The following is a 19,898-nucleotide window of genomic DNA, read 5'->3' on the forward strand; positions in this document are numbered from 1 at the left end:
TAGAAGTTTCTATGAAGTTACAAGGGGTGTTATGTCCGTCATTCATATCGAGCTGAATCGTCTTTTAATTGGGGCCGAGAGGCTCTGTACATCTCGAAATCGAAGTTTACCTGTCGAGCTAGGCAAATCCCTATATGAAGAGTGTGAGGGTGGTGTGCTGTTTTCTCAGGCGCATTATCTACTCGACTCATCTCACAGTGATTATACAAACGAGATCGTCTGCGTGACTTTTGATGAGTCGCTGTCTTGTTGGTTAGTGATGGTGCCGCTTGAAGGGGATGTCGAAACCGACTCTGTGAATTGGGGGCCGTATCCGTACCTTCCTAAATCGAAGGATCTTGATGCTATTTTGGCGGAAATAGAAAAAGACCCTAAATCGTACTTCTGGTCATAGTCACTCTGTTTTCACGTTTGCTGGTGGCCTGCTCGCAAAGCTGAATCAATGAGTATCAAAACTCAACCACTGAATCCCAAAGCCAAATCATCTCATCCCACACCCAAGTGGCTTAATATTGAAGCCACTTGGTTTACACCAGTTCCCAACTAAGACGTCCACATCAATCTATCGCTTTGTTTCTTTAAACTTGCGGCTTTACGCTCTGCAGTTGTGCTTGTGCCACTAGCGATCGGAAGTCTTTTGGTGTTTTTCCGTGATACGTTTTAAAGGCCGTGCTGAAGTGAGCGGCACTTTTAAAGCCTGACTCATACGCGATTTGAGTGATCGACTTATCCGATGTTCTTAGCTGAGTGGCTGCATGAGCAATACGTTTTATCTTTAATAAGTTTGAGAACGACAGATCTTCAGCCGATAAGCGACGTTTAAGTGTAGCCGGTGACATTCCCATGTAACTGGCGAGCGTATCCAAAGAGATATTGTTTTCAATGTTTTGCTCGATGTAATGAATGACTCTTTGGGTCACGGTTAACCTTGAAGCTCGAGCAATAATAGCCAATAGAGCTGGGTACTGTTCCACCATCAAAGACAGCAAACTTAAGCCTAATTGAGTGAGTGCGTAGTCATTCTGAGAAGAAGAGTTGGCCAGTGACATGATGAGATCTTTCAACTGACAGAGCTCAGTATCCGTTTGATTGAACTTAATGTACTTGTCTGGGATTCGAGCGGACTCTAAATCGCTGAACTGATTAATGAACTTTTGAAAGATAGCCAAATCAAAATCTAAGCAGGTTGCGCTGAATTCGCCATTTTCAGTGTTAACCGTGATGTCTTTAATCTGACCAGAATTGTAAAGGGTGAAATCTCCCGCTTGCAACGAGGCTTGAGTACCATTGGGCAACACAAAAGAAATGCTGCCTTTCGACACTATAAAGATACCGTTTTTAGAAGCAGGATAACGTTCTCGTCTCCTGGGAATGAAGTTTCTGAACTGAGTAACTGTGATTGATGACATAGTGAGCTTCTTTGACGTTGTAAATTGATTGCTTATTGATTGTTTTTTTTAAGTATTGTTTAAGCATGAGACATTTACAAAAAAGGCGCTAATAATTAGCGCCTTTAGAAGTGAACCTTTGAAGCTTTTGACCTTGATAGCTTTGACCTTGAAAGCCGTAACCTTGAAAGCTGTAGCTGTTAAAGCCTTTAAGCTTCGGTTTCGTTTGTCGTTTCAGGCTCGCTAGGCAAGTCCGCAAATACTTGAGTAGGTTTTGCTACTAAGTTACGGTTTTCCTGATTAACTTCAGAGAGAACTACTTCTAAAACGTCTCCCAGTTTGTATACCATTTCTTTATCGATAGATACAGTACCCATATCACCGTTGCACTCTATTCTTTCTTTATTATTAAGAATGAGAGATCCAGGGATAAATGCAGCAGCACCATTTTCAAGTAAACGTACACGCATACCTGCACGGTTAATATCGAAAATCTCAGCTTGGAAACGAGTTTCTTCTGCTGGAGCATTGGCTAGAGTGCGAGCATACAACCAATCGCCAACATTACGCTCAGCCATGCCGTGGTGACGGCGGTGCAGGGCAAGTTCATCACCGATAGTTTCATCTGGTGTTTGAATTGGCGCTTTACCTAAGATGTGTGCTTTAAGCATACGGTGGTTAATCATGTCGCCATATTTACGAATTGGAGAAGTCCAAGTTGCGTAAATATCTAATCCCATCGCGTAGTGCGGTGCAGGCTCATTGCTGATCTCGCTATACGCTTGGAATTTACGAATACGGTTGTCGTAGTAGCTGTTATCTAAAGAACCTAACCAACGACGTAGAGTAGCAAAACCTTCTAGAGAAATGATTTGCTCTTCAGTGAACGGCGTTTCCGCTTGCGGGTTTACCAGTTCAAGAACGTCGGAGATTTTCTCAGCCTTGAAACCAGAATGGCAGTTAAACACACCTTGGTTGAAGCTCTCTTTTAGTACTCGGCCCGCACAGATGTTCGCGCTGATCATTGATTCTTCAACCAGCTTGTTTGCGCTACGACGCATGTCAGCGTGGATAGCGACAACATCGTTATCTTCGCTCAGTTCAAAGCGGTAGTCAGGGCGATCTGGGAACACAACAGCGTTTGCTGAGCGCCATGCTGAACGTGCTTGAGCAAATTGGTGAAGATCAGAAACAATTGCAGCAATCTCTTCTGATGGTTGCCATTTCTCTGATGCACCTGTTTCTAGCCAGTCTGATACGTTGTCGTAAGCAAGACGAGCATGAGATTTGATGTTTGCAGCGAAGAAGTTAATGTCATCACCGATAACGCCACCTTTAGATACCGTTACTGTGCAGCAAAGTGCAGGACGAACTTCGTTCTCGATCAGTGAACATAGGTTGTCAGCAAGATCACGAGGCAACATTGGGATGTTGCGACCAGGAAGGTAGATAGTGAAACCGCGCTCGCGTGCCACTTTATCCATCGCATCATCTGGAGAGATGTAAGCCGTTGGATCAGCAATTGCGATAGTCAGTTCAAAATCACCGTTCTCTTTCTTCTTCGCGTAAAGCGCGTCATCCATATCTTTTGTGCTTTCGCCATCGATAGTCACAAAAGGGACGTGCGTCATGTCTACACGTTCAAGATCGGCGTCATCGTTGATTAGCCAGTTGTCGATGCCTTCAGGCTCGCTGTTTGGTAGATCGTTTTGTGCCAGCGTTACCCACCAAGGTGCAATCTTGTCGTCAGCGTCTGTGATTTTCTCAGAGATCTGAGCCAAGAAACCATTGTCACCTTTTAATGGGTGTTGAACGATATGAGCAACAACCCAGTCACCTTCTTTAAGCGTTTCAGGGTTTAGACCCTTCATTGCTTTCGCTTTAAGTTGCAGTTTTTTGAGCTGCGGGTGATCAGGAACAACGTTCAATCGGCCTTTGAAAAGCTTAACTCGTGCAATAAAGCGAGTAAGACCTTGTTCAACCAATTCCTCAGGCTCTGCTACTTCGCGCTCTTTCTCTGTGCGAATGATGGCAATCACCTTGTCACCGTGCACACATTTCTTCATGTACGGAGGCGGGATAAAGAAGCTTGTTTTGCTATCAACTTCGAGAAAACCAAAACCTTTTTCAGTGGCTTTGATGGTACCTTCCTTTTTAGGGAGGGTTTCTTGGATTTGCTGCTTGAGCTGAGCGAGTAGAGGATTATCTTGAAACATTTTGACTTTTATCTATCGAGGACAATTGAGCACACTATAATCATTGCGAGGCTTGATTACTACTTAAAGGCGAAGTGAGCGTTAATTAATTGCCCTCTTATTTAACTAGGTCAATTTGCTAGGAGATGGGTGCTGTGACGAGATATTCATCAAGTTTTGACGATATGATAACCAGTATTGATGTAAAAGCGAAAAATATGTGATGTATTTCAATTTTTTCTGGATTTTTTTATGCATTTAGGGAATAATCCGCCTCCCTTAGACGTCCCTAATGGCTTGAAGTGTTTTATTACTGCTTCGTAACTCTGAATGGAATCAGTATCTGATTGGATCAGTATTGGAATTGATAGAGCTCCCGGGACCTTTTGTTTACTTATATATAGTGGGATCCCAATGTCCGAATCTGTAATTCAATTTAATGAATTAGCCCTAAACGATAACATTCTTTCAGCTCTTGATAGCATGGGTTTCGTTTCTCCGACTCCAATCCAAGCAGCAGCTATTCCTCTTCTTCTTGAAGGCCGTGACGCACTAGGTAAAGCACAGACTGGTACTGGTAAAACAGCAGCATTCTCTCTGCCTTTACTTAACAAAATCAACCTGAACCAACACAAACCACAAGCAATCATCATGGCTCCTACTCGTGAGCTAGCGATTCAAGTTGCTGCGGAAATCAAAAACCTTGGCCGTGATATCAAAGGTCTTAAAGTTATTGAAATCTACGGTGGTGCTTCAATTGTTGACCAAATGCGTGCTCTAAGCCGCGGTGCTCACATTGTTGTTGGTACTCCAGGTCGTGTTAAAGACTTACTAACTCGTGACCGTCTACACCTAGATGAAGCACACACATTTGTTCTTGATGAAGCAGATGAAATGCTGAAAATGGGCTTCGTAGATGACGTTACTTGGATCCTAGAGCAAGCTCCAGAATCTGCACAACGTGTACTTTTCTCTGCAACTATGCCTCCAATGGTTAAGACTATTGTTGACCGTTACCTACGTAACCCGGCTAAAGTTGACGTTGCTGGTACTAACCACACAGTTGATAAAGTAGCGCAGAACTTCTGGGTTGTTAAAGGCGTAGAAAAAGACGAAGCAATGTCTCGTCTTCTAGAAACTGAAGAAACTGACGCGTCAATCGTATTCGTACGTACTCGTCAAGACACTGAGCGTCTAGCTGATTGGCTATCTGCACGTGGCTTCAAAGCTGCTGCACTGCACGGTGATATTCCTCAGTCTCTACGTGAGCGTACTGTTGATCACATCAAACAAGGTGTTATCGACATCCTAGTTGCAACTGACGTTGTAGCTCGTGGTCTTGATGTTCCACGTATCACTCACGTATTCAACTACGACATCCCATTCGATGTTGAATCTTACATCCACCGTATTGGTCGTACTGGCCGTGCTGGACGTAAAGGTAAAGCGATCCTACTAGTTCGCACTAACCAAATTCGCATGCTTCGCACAATCGAGCGCGTAACTAAGTCTCAAATGGAAGAAATTCAACTTCCTCTACGTGACCAAGTTGCTGCTGCACGTGTTGCTAAGCTTGGCGCTGAACTTGAAACTGAGAAAGAAAGCAAAGCACTAGAAAACTTTGCAGGTCTTATCTCTACTCTTCAAGAGTCTCTAGAAGTTGATGCTGCTACTTTAGCTGCAATGCTTCTTAAGCGTCAGCAAGGTAAGAGCCCACTATTCTACGTTGGCGAAGACCCAATGATCGCTGCTATTGAGCGTGATAAGAACCGTCGCAAAGAGCGTCGTGAAGATCGTGACAACGGCCGTGACGGTGGTGGTCGCAACTTCAATACTCAAGATTGGGATACTTACCAACTACAAGTTGGCCGTGAGCAAGGCGTTCAGGTTAAAGACATCGTTGGCGCACTAGCAAACGAACTTGGCCTAACTAAAGGTTCTATCGGTGCTATCAAGCTAGACCAAGGTTCTACTTACGTTCAACTGCCAAAAGCAATGAACTCTGAAACTGCTGGTAAGCTAAGCAAACTTCGCATTCGTCAAAAAGAAGCTGGCGCTGTAGTTGTTGATTTCAATGACTTCCGTGAGCCTCGTCGTGGCGGCGGCGGTCGTGATGGCAACCGTGGTGGCAACCGTGGCGGTCGTGATGGTGGCGGCTACCGTGGTAACCGTGAAGGCGGCAACCGCGAAGGTGGTAACCGTGAAGGCGGTCGTGGTGGATACCGTGGCAACCGTGATGGTGCTCGCGATGGTAACTCTGCTGGCGGACGTGATGGCGAACGTCGTTTCGACCGTAACCGTGGTGGCGATCACCGTGGTAACTTCCGTGGCGAACGTGGCCATGGTAACGGCAATGGCGGTGGTAACCGTGGTCGTCGTCCAGAGCGCAACGAAGGTTAATCAACCTGTCGCTTAGACGCTTTAGGTCTAGACACTGAATTTAAAAGCCGAGCGTAATGCTCGGCTTTTTTGTGCCTGCTATTTGAACTTAAGCTTTGGTTGGCTCGATATTCGTAGCTAACTTACTTTAATCAAGCTTCGTTCCTGTAACTATGCTTCGTCCATGAAACTAAGCATCGCGCCTAGAACGAATGTTAGTGCCAAAACTTAGCTGTATCGCGTTCTAAGCCTATACCAAAACATTCTAAAACAAAGAGTGAAGGCTATCTAAGCGTCGTTACAGTGCATCTATTCGTAGAGTTGTGCTCGAAGGCAATCAAAATAAGATCAGATCACTATTCTCAACTTCAGTGAGCTTTTTGATGCAAACACTGAGCAATTGAGAAATCGAGCAAAAAGTTATCGGTAATGATAAGCAGACGAAAGGGAAGGGTGGTTGTTTTTTAAGCGGACCACCTGCATTTGTTCGAGTCGCTTTAATTAACTGAATCAAGTTGAAAATAACGTGAGCACTCGTTTGCGTCACCTGTTCATTAATTTTCTTATTCAACTATTTTTTAATTTCGCTCTCGAAATAAATAATTTAATGACCAAGATCAACTTAATTGTGTTCATTTAGTGATTTTTTCAAAACAAAAGTTGAAAGATTCAAAAATTATTGAATAATGGACTTAACTAAAATTGAAGTAAACACTTCATCCAATTCGTACTGAAACAGGATCCATATCCAATGTCTAATTCGTTTGTTCTGGTTATTAACTCGGGTAGTTCATCCCTAAAATTTGCTGTAATCGATTCTGTTTCTGGTGAAGCAGTATTAAGTGGCCTAGGGGAGTGTTTTGGTCTTGAAGATGCTCGTATGAGCTGGAAATATCAAGGCGAGAAAACTGAAATTGCCATTCAAGGCGAAGATAACCACCACAAAATTGCCATTGGCAAATTGGTTGGCCTGATGGAAGATCTAGGCTTCACTGCTGATATCGTGGCTATCGGTCACCGTATCGTTCACGGTGGTGAGAAGTTCACTCAAACCGTTCGTATTACTGAAGAAGTAACGAACGAAATTGAAAGCCTATCTGACCTAGCTCCACTTCATAACCCTGCAGGTGCTGTCGGCATTCGTGCTGCGATTGAAGCTTTCCCTTCTCTACCTCAATTTGCTGTATTTGATACGGCTTTCCACCAAACAATGCCACAACGTGCATTCACTGGTGCAATCGCAAAAGAGCTATACACAGACTTCGGCGTACGTCGTTACGGTTTCCACGGTACGAGCCACTACTTCGTTAGCCGTGAAGCTGCGAAGATGGTTAACAAGCCTATCGAAAAATCTAGCTTTATCTCTGTTCACCTAGGTAATGGCGCATCTGTATGTGCAATCAAAGACGGTAACAGTGTTGATACTTCAATGGGCTTCACACCACTTTCTGGCCTAATGATGGGCACACGTTGTGGTGACCTAGACCCAGGCATCATCGAATACCTACTTAAGAAAGGCTGGTCACAAGAGCAAGTATTTAACTCTCTAAACAAGGAGTCTGGCTTCCTTGGCGTGTCTGGTCTTACGAGCGATGCTCGTGGCATCTTAGAAGCAATGGAAGAGGGCCATGAAGGCGCTAAGCTTGCGTTTGAGGTGTTTACTTACCGCGTATCAAAATACATTGCTTCTTACCTTGCAACGCTAGATTCTTTAGACGGCATCATCTTCACTGGTGGTATCGGTGAGAACTCTCTACCAATTCGTCGTGAAATCCTAAACAACCTTAAGATTCTAGGTTTCGTTGAAGATGTAGCAGGTAACGAATCTGCTCGCTTTGGTGCTGAAGGCATCATCGGTAAGTCTGAAATGCTAAACGCATTAGCAATGGTTATCCCAACCAATGAAGAATTCGTGATTGCTCAACAGTCGGTAGAACTACTGTAATTTACTTTAAAAACAGATAGTTAAAAGCGAGCTTAGTGCTCGCTTTTTTGATCTTATATGTTGGATAGACCATCGCAAAGCACGCGAATGCCGAGCACTCATCGCTCCCTACATTGACTGCTGCAATTCACTTTTTAGCTCCAAACTAGTAAGGTTAGTGTTGGCTTGTTTATGCCCAGACTTTTCTAAGCGCGATCATTGCTTGCCCCATTTCATATATGGAATCCACGTATTTACAAAGTGATTTTGGCAATAAAAGTTAAGATGCGGTCGTATATTCGGCTTCTTATTGAAGGAGCTACCCTCTAGCCTTTGATGTTTTGCGCACCTACTGTCCTTATCGCGCTAGCAGCTTTTTACAGCATGATAGAATGGCCAGGTTCTCAGTAGGTTGGTCTTACCTTTTATGCATCATCATTTTGTAAAATTTAAAAATTTGGTAGTGATTAATGAGTGAGTAATACTGGTTTATATTCAGTCTCATACCGAAGCATTGCCCACGCAGTACGTACCACTTTGTTAGCCAGTGCAATGCAGGCCTTCTTGAAGCCGATACGATCTATGATGCTCCTCAACCAAGCGTCCTTCTGAGTCTTCGGTTTTTCGGGTAGTCGCCCAACGTATGACATTGCGCCAAGATAAAGAAGCGAGCGTAGCTCCTTCACACCACCGCATTTATCGATCCCAATCATAAAAACTTTGCCTCCTGAACTGTGCTGTTTAGGTGTAAGACCAACAAATGCTGAAGCTTGTCTTCCATTCTTGAACTGCTTTCCATCACCAAGAGTTGTATAGAGCATCGCAGCAGTTGTTTCACCAACCCCTTCAATGCCCATTAATCGTTGGCACGGCTCTATCTGACGGGTTAAAGCATTTTTCTCTTTTTCGAATGCGATGAGTTTTGCTTTAAGTTCTTTATATTGCTCCCAAAGCATCGACAGAACGGATACGACATTGGAGGGTATTGGTGTATCGCCATCAAGCACGGTTTGAACCGACGCTTTTAAGCCTTTTTCACCTCTAGGGTTGCTATCCCGTAGCCCAAAATTGTCCCTCTAATGTGAAGAGCTAGGGAAACAACACTACGAGATAAGAATCTACGGCTAGTTTCTAAAGAATGCATAGCTTGTTGTTCCAATGACTTTGGACGACTGTACTTGATACCAATTTGTATAGCGGCGTTAGCGATGGCGAGAGCATCATTATGATCCGTTTTATGACCTTCTAGGTATCCTTTCACCTTCTTAGGGTTAATGATTCGGACTTCATGCCCAAGTTTTTCTGCTAATTGCCCCCAGTAATGGCAACCGCAACAACCTTCCATGGCGACAATCGAAGGCTTAGCCTTTGCCAAGAACTCTTTCATCTTCTGGCGACTCAGAGGTTTATTGGACATTAGCTCACCATGAATGCTGATATGGCAGGCTTGAAGAACATTTTTTGCTAAGTCGATAGCGATAACATTTTTAGTCAACATATTGGAACCCTCGGTTTTTTCTCACACTCCTAAGTCTAGATTGCTAAGGAGAGAGTGGATTCCATACATCACGTTAAAGTATTTACTCATTCCAGAGTAAGATCGCAGTCGTTCCTTAGGATATGTAATGTGACCAGCCATAGATGCAGGCAATATCAATTTATAGGATCTCATCGTCATCCCAATCCCAGTCAATTTGGGAAATGTCACGGGAGACTTTGTGTAAATACCACCCGAGCAAAGCGACAATAGAAAGGATTAAAACTATAAAGGTTAAAAGCATATCCTACCCTTAGAGTTTGTATGAGACGTAACTACTAGGCTTACCATGGCAATTGAGTGCCATCGTAGACAAAAAATGAACCTGAATGCTTAAGTTTTAAATTGTCGATAACATTAAGCATGCCTGTAACACTCTCTTTTACTGTTACCTTGCCTTCCTTTCCGCCCATATCGGTTTGTACCCAACCAGGATGAATTGCCATAGTCTTCACGCCCTCATCGGACAGTTCACAGGCCAGAGATTTAATTATTTGGTTGAGAGCGGCTTTTGATGCGCGATAACTGTATCGACCACCAGAGCGGTTGTCATCGATGCTAGCGAGTATCGAGGTCATCCCGATGATGGTTCTATCTTCGCCAACAAGAATATTATTAAGTAAAGCTTGCGTGATTAACATGGGCGCAATGGTGTTGACCTTTAATACATTTATCCACTCTTTTTGCCCCATGTTGCCTAGGCTTTCACATTCATCTCCGCTCACTCCTGCGTTATGAATAAGTACATCAATGGCGGTATCTGCAAATTTTTCTGTCAAAGCGAGAATATGGGATTCATTACTCACGTCTAACGTATGAATACCAATCGTTGGATAAGTTTGTGCCAAAAGAGACAACGCCTGAGCTGTGTTAATGTCACGACAGCATGCAATCACACGCCATCCACGCAGAGCGTATTGTTTAACAAGTTCGAGTCCTAAGCCTCGATTGGCGCCAGTGATAAAAACCGTTTTCATTGTGAGGTACCTAAGTTGATTCTAAGTAAGAATGAGTTGGCCAATGCAGTGCACTGACCAACTTGTAACCATTGTCGTGATGCTTACTTCACAAGTACGTTTGCTTGTTCCCACTGACTTTCTGCTCGTTTATCTAGGTGTCCACTGATTCGAGTAAGAATGAGCGCAACGAGCACGATCACTGCACCAATCCAAGGCGTATGCATTAAGCCCATTTCTGACACAATCATACCGCCGCCCCAAGAACCAAGGGCAATGCCCACGTTAAACGCCGCAATATTCAAACCAGAGGCGACATCGACCGCATCGGGGGTGAATTTTTCAGCCAGTTTGACCACATACACTTGCAGGCCAGGAACATTACCGAATGCAAATGCCCCCCAAACTAAAATCGTGGCTACCGCGGCAATAGGGTTAACGGCGGTAAAATTGAACACGATAAGCACAGCTGCAAGACCAGTAAAAATAATGCTAAGGGCTTTTATTGGGCCCATTTTATCGGCCATTTTTCCGCCCCAAATATTACCAATCGCAACTGAGACTCCATAAACCAACATAATTAAACTAATTGCATTCGCACTAAAGCCAGTTTCTTGCTGCAAAATAGGAGCAAGGAAAGTGAATGCTGTAAAAGTGCCGCCATAACCCAGTGCAGTAATCGCATAAACCAGTAATAATCTAGGTTGAGTTAATACCTTAAGCTGCGATGAAAGCTTAGCTGCAGCAGGTTGTTTTAAGTTATTTGGTACTAAGAAAGCACTACCAATTAATGCGATTAAACCTAATAGCGCAACAACTAAGAAGGTTGATTGCCAGCCAAAGGTTTGACCTATGTATGTCCCAAGCGGCACGCCTGTGACTAACGCTACGGTTAAACCAGTGAACATAATCGCAATGGCGCTGGCGGCTTTTTCTTTTGGTACCAGACCGGTAGCAATGGTTGAACCAATGGAGAAAAATACACCATGGGCTAAACCTGTCAAAATACGAGCGATAATCAGGGTGTTATATCCAGGTGCTTGCCATGCAACTAAGTTACCGACAACAAACAGTGACATGACGGTAATCAATACGTGTTTACGATTCCACTTTCCTGTTAAAGCCGTTAAAACCGGGGCGCCAATGGCAACACCAAGTGCATAAAGGCTAACCAGCAAGCCTGCTGAAGGCAGTGATATATTTAGGTCGGAAGCCATGGTCGGGAGTAGCCCCACGATCACAAACTCCGTTGTTCCTATAGCAAAGGCGCTGAGCGTCAATGCAAGAAGTGCTAAAGGCATAATATTTACTCTCTGTTGTTTGAAAATGACCAGCAATAGCCGATGTATTGGTCGCTATGCCGTCGCGTTGTTAATTGATGGGGGGCATTTTGCATTAAAGATGTTTTGTGAAAAACAGAGGTTTTTACAAATGATATTTGTTATAAATGCAATAAAGCTGATGAGCGATTGGATAAAGTTGAGGGAAATAGCATGCGAACAAAATCTGATGATTTAGCCATTTTACTAGCTGTAGTCGATACCGGAGGTTTTTCAGCGGCAGCAGAGAGCCTAGATATCCAAGTCGCGCGAGTATCCAGAGCGGTCAGTAAAGTGGAGGGTCAACTTGGGGTCACTATTCTAAACCGAACCACTAGACGTATTGAATTAACCGATGAAGGACGCCAGTTCATTGACTCTGTGCGGGTGGGATTAATGCAATTACAGCAGGCGGAAGAAGATATTATTTCCCGTGGGGAATTGCCCAAAGGCCGTTTACGTGTCGACGCGGCTAGTCCGTTTGTGTTTCATCAACTGGTGCCATTGGTGCAGTCATTTAATCAAGCCTATCCCGATATTGAGCTAGAAATAACCTCCAATGAAGGCATTGTGGATTTACTAGAAAAGAAAACCGATTTAGCAATTCGGATTGGTACGTTGAGCGATTCTACGCTACATGCTCGGTCGCTGGGTCGAAGCCCCTTGTATATTGTGGCTTCACCAGAATATATCTCAAAACGCGGGCTCCCCACTAAAAGCAGCGATCTTGCTCAGCATAATCTCATTGGATTTGTCGCCCCCAAAATTTTGAATGACTGGCCTTTAAAAGGGTTTACCCAACTAGACGCTTTGATGTCATCAAGTAATGGCGAAACCATTCGACAAATTGTGTTGGCAGGAAATGGCATTGCATGTCTATCAGGGTTTATGGTGAATAAAGATATTGCCGAAGGACGTTTAATCTCGCTGTTGGAGAGCGAAAAAATCAGTCATCCACGAAGAGAACAAGTCAACGCTGTGTATTATAAGACTTCTTCTGTGGCCAAGCGGATCTCCGCTTTTATTGATTTTATTAAGCCAAAGCTAACCCTGTAACCCGCTTAAACAAGCTGATTGTTGCAATTTATACAAATATTATTTGCCTTTATTGCTATAAATGATTGGTGACTCATTTGCTAGTATGCCCTTATCAAATGAAGAGGGCTCAACTATGTCACTATCACTATTTAAACCATTCACATTGGGTGGACTAACACTCAAAAACCGCATTGTCATGCCACCGATGACGCGTTCAAGAGCCAGTCAGCCTGGTGATGTCGCAAATGACATGATGGCAACCTATTACGCTCAGCGTGCCAGTGCAGGATTGATTGTGTCTGAAGGTACGCAAATTTCAGCGACGGCAAAAGGCTATGCATGGACCCCAGGTATTTACACACCTGAGCAGATCGCAGGCTGGCGTAAAGTAACTCAAGCAGTGCATGCAGAAAATGGCGCAATTTTCGCTCAGCTCTGGCATGTGGGCAGAGTCACTCACACAGATAACATCGGTGGTGAGCAACCGATTTCTTCATCAGCGTTAAAAGCGGAAAACGTAAAAGTATTCGTTGATAATGGCAGTGATGAACCAGGTTTTGTTGATGTCGTGCAGCCTAGAGCAATGACAAAAGCAGATATTCAACAAGTCATTGCAGATTATCGTCAAGCGGCATTGAATGCGATTGAAGCAGGTTTTGATGGCATTGAACTGCATGCGGCGAATGGTTATTTGATCAACCAATTCATTGACTCCGAAGCTAACAACCGCAGTGATGAATACGGCGGTAGCCTGGAAAATCGTCTTCGTTTTCTTGATGAAGTCGTTGCAGCAATGGTGGACGCAATTGGCGCTAACCGCGTTGGTGTGCGCTTGGCACCTTTAACAACCTTAAATGGTACTGTTGATGCTAACCCTATTGAGACTTATACCGCTGCCGCAGCGTTACTCAATAAACATCATATCGTGTACCTACATATTGCTGAAGTCGATTGGGATGATGCACCAGATACACCCGTCTCATTCAAACGTGCAATGCGCAATGCTTTTCAAGGCGTGCTGATCTACGCAGGTCGTTATAATGCGGAAAAAGCAAAGCAAGCTATTGATGACGGACTGGCTGATATGATCGGCTTTGGTCGACCTTTTGTGGCGAATCCCGATCTTCCTGAACGTCTACTTCACGGCTACCCATTGGCAGAGCATGATCCAAACACCTTGTTTGGTGGTGGTGAGAAAGGTCTGATTGATTATCCAACGTATAAAGCTTAAGGGGGTAAGTATGTTTAAGGTATTTAAAGGTCACGGACTTGAGACTAGAAACCGTATCGCGATGGCGCCGATGACTCGTTCACGCACGTCTCAACCTGGTGATGTACCAAACGAGATGATGGCAACCTACTACCGTCAGCGTGCCAGTGCTGGACTCATTGTATCAGAGGGCACCCCGATCTCAGCGGCTGCACGAGGTTATTCGATGACTCCGGGCATTTATACCCCAGAGCACATCGAAGGCTGGAAACAAACCACCCAAGCTGTGCATCAAGATGGCGGGAAAATATTTACTCAACTTTGGCATGTGGGGCGACGCAGTCATTCTGATATTTCAGGTACTAAGCCGTTAGCCCCATCAGCGATTAAAATCCCAGATCAAGTATTTGGCCCACTAGCTGAAGGTGGCTTTGGGATGATTGAAACTGAAACGCCACGGGAGATGACGCTGCAAGACATTAAGAGCACGATTGCGGATTTTGTACAAGCGGGCAAAAACGCCATTGAAGCTGGTTTTGATGGCGTGGAAATTCATGCTGCGCATGGTTACTTGTTTGATACCTTTTTACGCTTAGAAAGCAACCAAAGAAGTGATCAATATGGTGGCAGCCAAGAGAATCGCATGCGCTTTTTGGTTGATACGTTGCAAGCACTTACCGACGAAATTGGTGGGGAAAGAGTTGCGGTTCGTCTGTCTCCTCATATCGGAGAGGGTTTTGCTGGGGATGATGTTGAAATTGTTCCGCTAACGTTAGCATTGCTGGAAAAACTACAACTGATGAACCTTGCGTATGTGCATTTTTCAGAAAACATATCACGCTATGTAGAGGTGCCTGAAGAGTTTCGCCAGCAAGTACGCCGAATATACTCTAATCCAATCATGGTTGCAGGAAAGTTGACCAAGCAATCTGCCCAACAGTTGCTAGATAAGCAGTATGCTGATTTCGTTGCCTTTGGTACTCCTTTTGTAACGAACCCTGATTTAGTCGCCCGATTTGCTCATGATTTACCATTGGCCGAGTTTGATGCCGATGCTAGGTTGACCTTGTATGGGGGCGGAGCCGAAGGCTACGTCGATTATCCAACTTATCAAGCCTAATACACCAGGTACCAAGGACGATAACTCTTTGGTGCCTTACCTTTTCATTAAGCGAGTGGAAGTGATATGGAACCCTATCGAATTTGGCAATATCAAACTGAGAAACACAGTCTTGTTTTAGGTAAGGCTGAAAGAGCAGCTTTAGATGACAGCGAAATCTTAGTACAAAACAAAGCGATTGGTATTAACCCTGTGGATTGGAAATTTATTAAAGCCAATCCTTTAAATTGGCCGAATGGCCATGTTCCAGGTGTTGATGGTGCAGGCGTCGTCGTACAAGTAGGTTCTAAAGTTGATCCCAGTCTAATTGGCCGTCGAGTGGCATATCATGGTTCACTAAATCGCCATGGTAGCTTCGCTAAATATACTGTTTTGAACGTTGAGCGAGTGATGACACTACCTGAGAGCCTATCTTTTGAACTTGCCGCGGCACTGCCTTGTCCGATGCTAACTGCGTGGCAAGCATTTGAAAAAATTCCATTAACCCAACAAAGAGAAGTGCTTGTCGTTGGTTTTGGCGCGGTGAATAATTTGTTATCCCAGATCCTTGTCAGAGCGGGTTATATCGTTGATGTTGTCTCCGCGAGTCTGAGCGAAGAGCGAGCCAAAAGCTTAGGTATTCGCCAAGTTTATCGGGAGCAATCTCAAATCGACATGAAATACTTCGCCATTTTTGATGCGGTGAGTGGGGAAAATGCCGCCCATTTAGTGCCGCTGTTAAGAGCGAATGGACATATTGTCTGCATTCAAGATCGTATTGCTAAACCCATTGACCCTCCATTTACGCGCACTATTTCTTACCACGAAATAGCCCTTGGAGCGTTACATAATTTTGGTGATAAAGATGATTGGCATACATTAATGCAAAATGGTGAAGCGCTGCTTAAGCGTATTGAAAATGGGAGTGTTGAAGTTAGTATTCCTGTCACTTTTAAATTCGAGCAGATGCTTGATGCGTTGAAACACAGTGAAACCACAAAACGAAAAACCGTGATTACATTGAGTTAGACTGCGCAATTTATCCTTTTGCTGGGAGTCACATAGCGCTTACTTCCTACACTTTGCTTGGATAGTTGTTCTAATTGCTGATATTGAGTAAGACTCATCTTTGCAACGTCGTTTAAAATTGTGGTCTAAATAATTTTGACCACACTCTTACTAGCAGATGCGATACTAATAGCAATCCAACCAACGAAGAATTCGTGATTGCTCAACAGTCGGTAGAACTTCTGTAATCTGAACTGAAGTCTAAGCAAGAAAAAGACAATCAAAAGCGAGCCCAAGTGGCTCGCTTTTTGTGTCTAGTAAAGATGCGTCTGAATGTTTTAACAGGGGGATAGCCTACAAGGCGATCGTGAAACAGTTTTAGAACAGAGCTTAAATTGCGACTCATCGGGTGCTCTGGAAGCGCTAAGGTTATTTAGTCTCTGAGCGGTAGTTTGGATCTGTCCAGCATCGAGGTAACTCTTCCCCTGACATAAACATCAGTTCGGACTTTTTAAACATCTCAGGGTCTTGCTGTTCTTCGCCTGCTTGAAACCGACCTTCGATACTGTCTTGAAATAAGTTGGTTAATTTGGTCATTTCAGTTACATCAACGAGGTCACCGGTTTTTTCTCTTTTAGAAACATTTTTTTGCCCTCAATCTAATCGGTCACCCCTAATTATAATTGCTATTTGGAAAATGAGAGTCTTTTCAATTCCGGCACTTCTTGACTAAGCAGACCCCAGAGCTACGCTTATGATCATCGACAACCCAATCGATGAACAAACTTATCCTCAACAAATAAATGGAGTCGCGATGTCATCTGCCCATATTGCAAACAATCTCAGTGAACTGATTGGCGATACCGATCTTGTTAGAATCAACAGTCTTTCAGAGATATCAGGTTGTGAGATTCTTATTAAGTGCGAACACCAGAACCCGGGTGGTTCGATTAAAGATAGAGCGGCCCTTCAGTTGGTTATGGATGCAGTAGAAGCCGGTAAGCTTAAGCCGGGAATGACAATCGTTGAAGGTACCGCAGGAAATACGGGGATCGGCCTTGCTCTAGTCGCTAAATCCCTTGGTTACAAAATGTTAGTGGTGATGCCAAAAGGGCAGGCACAAGAGAAAGAGCGCATGATCTCGCTTTATAATGCTGAACTGTTATTGGTCGACCCTTGTCCTTTTGCAAACCCTGAACATTTTTACCACACGGCTAAGCGGATTGGTGTCGAAAATGAGAGTTATTGGTGGGCAGATCAGTTTGAAAATCTCAGTAATTATCGAGCGCACTATTTAAATACTGGACCTGAGATCTGGCAGCAAACACAGGGGAATATTGATGCTCTAGTTTCAGTGGTGGGGACGGGTGGAACCATTGCCGGAAACTCACACTATCTATCTGAGCAGCAACCCAATCTCGAAACTTGGTTAGTTGACCCAAATGGGTCCGGCATTTATTCGTTTCTACGTAATGGACACTATCAATCAACGGGAAGTTCGTTCACGGAAGGCATAGGGATCATGCGAACGGTTGAAAATTTCAGGCAGGCAAAAATCAATCGTGCCATCACGCTTCCCGATCAGGATTTGGTGACGATATCCCGCCTTGTTGCGGAACATGACGGTATTCTTCTAGGAAGCAGTTCGTCGTTGAACGTAGCAGGTGCGCTATACGCTGCGGCTAGAATGGGGAAAGGGAAAACCATCGTTACATTTAGCTGTGACCTTGCTGAGCGCTCGTATTCGAAGCTGCACAACGAAACGTTTCTGAAAGAAAAAGAGATACAGCTTAATAAAGAAAACCTCTCTCAACTATGGGCTCGTTATCAAGCCGAAGATGGCAGTATGGTCGTCAACGTATAGTCGCTTTAAGTTAGTAACAGCCAGTGGTCTGCCAGCTCTTTCGTTAGCGCTGAACATCCGGTTAGAGCTAAACATCCGTTAGCACCAAATCCGGCACTATTGCTTGTTATTAGGGTAGTGAATCACATTATGAAATACGGCGTTTCCTTCACCGATATTTTTGTAGGCATGGGTCTGGTTGGCATTGAAGCGAACGGCTTGTCCTGCGCGTAACGTATGCCACTCATCATCAAACATCACGGCCATCTCTCCTGAAATGCATAAGATGTGCTCAGTGACGCCTGCGTTATGTGGGGCGGATTCATGCTGGTAATCGGGTGCTAGGGTGAGTTCGAATATTTCAAATCCTAGTGCTTCCTCAAAAGGAAACAACAAACTGACGAAAAAGCCAATGTTGTATTCTTCATGCCTTAGTTCGTTTGCATCTCTGAATAAACTCGTCAGTTCACTGTTTGGGCTAGCCGCGATAAAGCTCGAAAGTGACACCTCGAATCCAGAAGCTATCTGCCAGAGCTTAGCGACTGTCGGGCTGGATTCTCCACGTTCAATTTGTCCTAGCATTGCTTTGCTCACGCCAGTTTCTTTCGCTGTTTTGTCTAAGCTCCAGCCTTTTTCTTGGCGAAGGCGTTTCAAGTTAACGCCAACTTTAATTTCTGTTTGCATATTTTCTCTACAAGTTTTTTACAAATAAGTTGTGCGTTATAGCGCACGATGCTAGGTTTGGTTTATGGACGTTATAACGCACGCAGGAAAAAATTAACATGACTAAGCTAAAATTTTCTCACGTCAGTACTGGCTTTATCGCTGTTTTCATTGGTTATGCGAGCGCCGCGGCGATTATTTTCCAAGCGGCAATGAGTGCTGGAGCAACTGAAGAACAAGTGGCGTCATGGTTTTGGGCGTTGGGAATTGGCATGGGCGTAACCACAATACTGCTTTCGTTTCATTACAAGAAGCCTGTGGTTACAGCGTGGTCGACGCCTGGAGCGGCGTTGTTAATCACATCTCTTGAAGGGCTGACAATGAATCAGGCAGTAGCCGTGTTTTTGTTCAGTTCGATGTTGATCACGTTAGTTGGATTAGCGGGGATATTTGAGAAAGTCCTAAAACAGATCCCAACATCGATTGCCTCTGCGATGCTCGCGGGGATTCTATTGCAATTCGGTTTGGGTTTGTTCACGTCGCTAATGGAAGAGGCACAAGTCGTAGCGGTCATGCTCGCTGTATTTATTCTGGCGAAAGCGCGGTTAGGAAATTTACTGATCCCAAGCATTTTCATTATCGCACTGGTTATGTGTGTGGGTTTTGGCAAACTCGATGTTAGTCAGGTGACTATGGGATTAACGACCCCAGTGTTCATCACGCCCGATTTTGAGTTCTTTTCGTTGTTCAGTGTAGGTATCCCATTGTTTATAGTGACGATGGCTTCACAGAACTTACCGGGATTTGCGGTTCTAAAAGCGAACGGATACCAGGTCGATTCATCGAAGATCATTACCACCACTGGGGTGACAGGTTTGATCTTCGCGCCGTTTGGTGGCTTTGCGTATAACCTTGCTGCGATTACGGGCGCTATTTGCATGGGCCCGAATGCGGATGGCAATCCAAAGACACGTTACATGGCGGGGATCTGTATGGGCGGGTTTTACTTGTTAGCTGGCGTGATGGGGATGTCATTTGTGTCGCTGTTTAGCGCTGTGCCCTCCGAGATTGTCATTGCGGTTGCTGGCTTAGCGGTGATGCCGACCTTGATGAATTGCCTTGCGGTATCAATGGCAGACAGTCATTACCGAGAACCCGCACTGCTTACTTTCTTATTCACTGCTTCTGGCACCAATTTATTGGGGATCGGCAGTGCATTTTGGGGTCTGTGTATTGGGTTGTTTTGTTGCTGGTTACACAATTACAAAGCTAAGTCGCGTGGAGCAAACAAGACTTCGCAAACTTCGTCGGAATGAAATGACTCAAGATTATGATTGGG

General features: G+C 44.4%; 15 protein-coding genes and 1 pseudogene. 9 read left to right on the top strand and 7 right to left on the bottom strand.

The genetic code is table 11. From position 1 onward, the window contains the following. Positions 1–31: 31 nt before the first annotated feature. Positions 32–394, top strand: a complete 363-nt coding sequence (locus AB4209_RS11950; RefSeq protein WP_017059495.1) for a DUF3024 domain-containing protein — start codon at positions 32–34, stop codon at positions 392–394. A gap of 184 nt (positions 395–578) precedes the next feature. Here the strand turns inward: AB4209_RS11950 and AB4209_RS11955 are convergent, their stop codons facing one another. Next, positions 579–1,409 (bottom strand): AraC family transcriptional regulator, encoded by an 831-nt coding sequence (locus AB4209_RS11955; protein WP_017064362.1) that lies wholly within the window; start codon positions 1,407–1,409, stop codon positions 579–581. A 188-nt stretch (positions 1,410–1,597) separates the two neighbouring features. Beyond that, positions 1,598–3,604, bottom strand: a complete 2,007-nt coding sequence (rnb, locus tag AB4209_RS11960; protein ID WP_371722077.1) for an exoribonuclease II — start codon at positions 3,602–3,604, stop codon at positions 1,598–1,600. Between the two features lie 309 nt (positions 3,605–3,913). On the opposite strand from rnb, the gene AB4209_RS11965 reads away from it, so the two are divergent. Continuing rightward, positions 3,914–5,983: a DEAD/DEAH box helicase gene (locus AB4209_RS11965; protein WP_080582207.1), complete on the top strand. Its 2,070-nt coding sequence runs from the start codon at positions 3,914–3,916 to the stop codon at positions 5,981–5,983. 730 nt (positions 5,984–6,713) lie between these two features. Continuing rightward, entirely contained in the window at positions 6,714–7,907 is a 1,194-nt protein-coding gene (locus tag AB4209_RS11970; protein ID WP_372055964.1) for an acetate/propionate family kinase, read from the top strand. A 446-nt stretch (positions 7,908–8,353) separates the two neighbouring features. Here AB4209_RS11970 and AB4209_RS11975 read toward each other — a convergent pair. From AB4209_RS11975 to AB4209_RS11985, 3 genes and pseudogenes are all read right to left on the bottom strand, one after another. Next, positions 8,354–9,384: pseudogene (locus AB4209_RS11975) on the bottom strand (IS110 family transposase). 323 nt (positions 9,385–9,707) lie between these two features. Then, a complete protein-coding gene (locus AB4209_RS11980; RefSeq protein WP_065576794.1) occupies positions 9,708–10,400 on the bottom strand; it encodes an SDR family oxidoreductase in 693 nt (230 codons plus the stop codon). Between the two features lie 83 nt (positions 10,401–10,483). After that, entirely contained in the window at positions 10,484–11,680 is a 1,197-nt protein-coding gene (locus AB4209_RS11985) for an MFS transporter (RefSeq protein ID WP_017062689.1), read from the bottom strand. Positions 11,681–11,872: 192 nt separating this feature from the next. On the opposite strand from AB4209_RS11985, the gene AB4209_RS11990 reads away from it, so the two are divergent. The 4 genes from AB4209_RS11990 (at position 11,873) to AB4209_RS12005 (ending at position 16,074) form a co-directional block, all read left to right on the top strand. Next, complete coding sequence (locus AB4209_RS11990) at positions 11,873–12,754, top strand: LysR substrate-binding domain-containing protein (protein WP_372055967.1); 882 nt, start codon at positions 11,873–11,875, stop codon at positions 12,752–12,754. 115 nt (positions 12,755–12,869) lie between these two features. Further along, positions 12,870–13,967, top strand: coding sequence for an alkene reductase (locus AB4209_RS11995; protein ID WP_102321231.1), 1,098 nt, complete (start codon positions 12,870–12,872; stop codon positions 13,965–13,967). Between the two features lie 10 nt (positions 13,968–13,977). Further along, on the top strand, positions 13,978–15,066 hold the full coding sequence (locus AB4209_RS12000; RefSeq protein ID WP_372055969.1) for an alkene reductase: 1,089 nt from the start codon (positions 13,978–13,980) through the stop codon (positions 15,064–15,066). A 66-nt stretch (positions 15,067–15,132) separates the two neighbouring features. Next, positions 15,133–16,074, top strand: coding sequence for a zinc-binding dehydrogenase (locus AB4209_RS12005; protein ID WP_372055971.1), 942 nt, complete (start codon positions 15,133–15,135; stop codon positions 16,072–16,074). A 408-nt stretch (positions 16,075–16,482) separates the two neighbouring features. Here the strand turns inward: AB4209_RS12005 and AB4209_RS12010 are convergent, their stop codons facing one another. Continuing rightward, positions 16,483–16,650 (bottom strand): acetyltransferase, encoded by a 168-nt coding sequence (locus AB4209_RS12010; protein ID WP_372055973.1) that lies wholly within the window; start codon positions 16,648–16,650, stop codon positions 16,483–16,485. Between the two features lie 217 nt (positions 16,651–16,867). Here AB4209_RS12010 and AB4209_RS12015 point away from each other — a divergent pair, with 217 nt between their 5' ends. Further along, positions 16,868–17,917: a cysteine synthase A gene (locus AB4209_RS12015; RefSeq protein ID WP_372055975.1), complete on the top strand. Its 1,050-nt coding sequence runs from the start codon at positions 16,868–16,870 to the stop codon at positions 17,915–17,917. Positions 17,918–18,013: 96 nt separating this feature from the next. Here AB4209_RS12015 and AB4209_RS12020 read toward each other — a convergent pair whose 3' ends face one another. Beyond that, complete coding sequence (locus AB4209_RS12020; protein WP_050620555.1) at positions 18,014–18,580, bottom strand: helix-turn-helix domain-containing protein; 567 nt, start codon at positions 18,578–18,580, stop codon at positions 18,014–18,016. Positions 18,581–18,678: 98 nt separating this feature from the next. On the opposite strand from AB4209_RS12020, the gene AB4209_RS12025 reads away from it, so the two are divergent. Beyond that, entirely contained in the window at positions 18,679–19,875 is a 1,197-nt protein-coding gene (locus tag AB4209_RS12025; RefSeq protein ID WP_372055977.1) for a benzoate/H(+) symporter BenE family transporter, read from the top strand. The last annotated feature ends 23 nt before the right edge of the window (positions 19,876–19,898 follow it).

It is taken from the genome of Vibrio sp. 10N.286.48.C11, from assembly GCF_041469805.1.
GTDB classification, from domain to species: domain Bacteria; phylum Pseudomonadota; class Gammaproteobacteria; order Enterobacterales; family Vibrionaceae; genus Vibrio; species Vibrio crassostreae_C.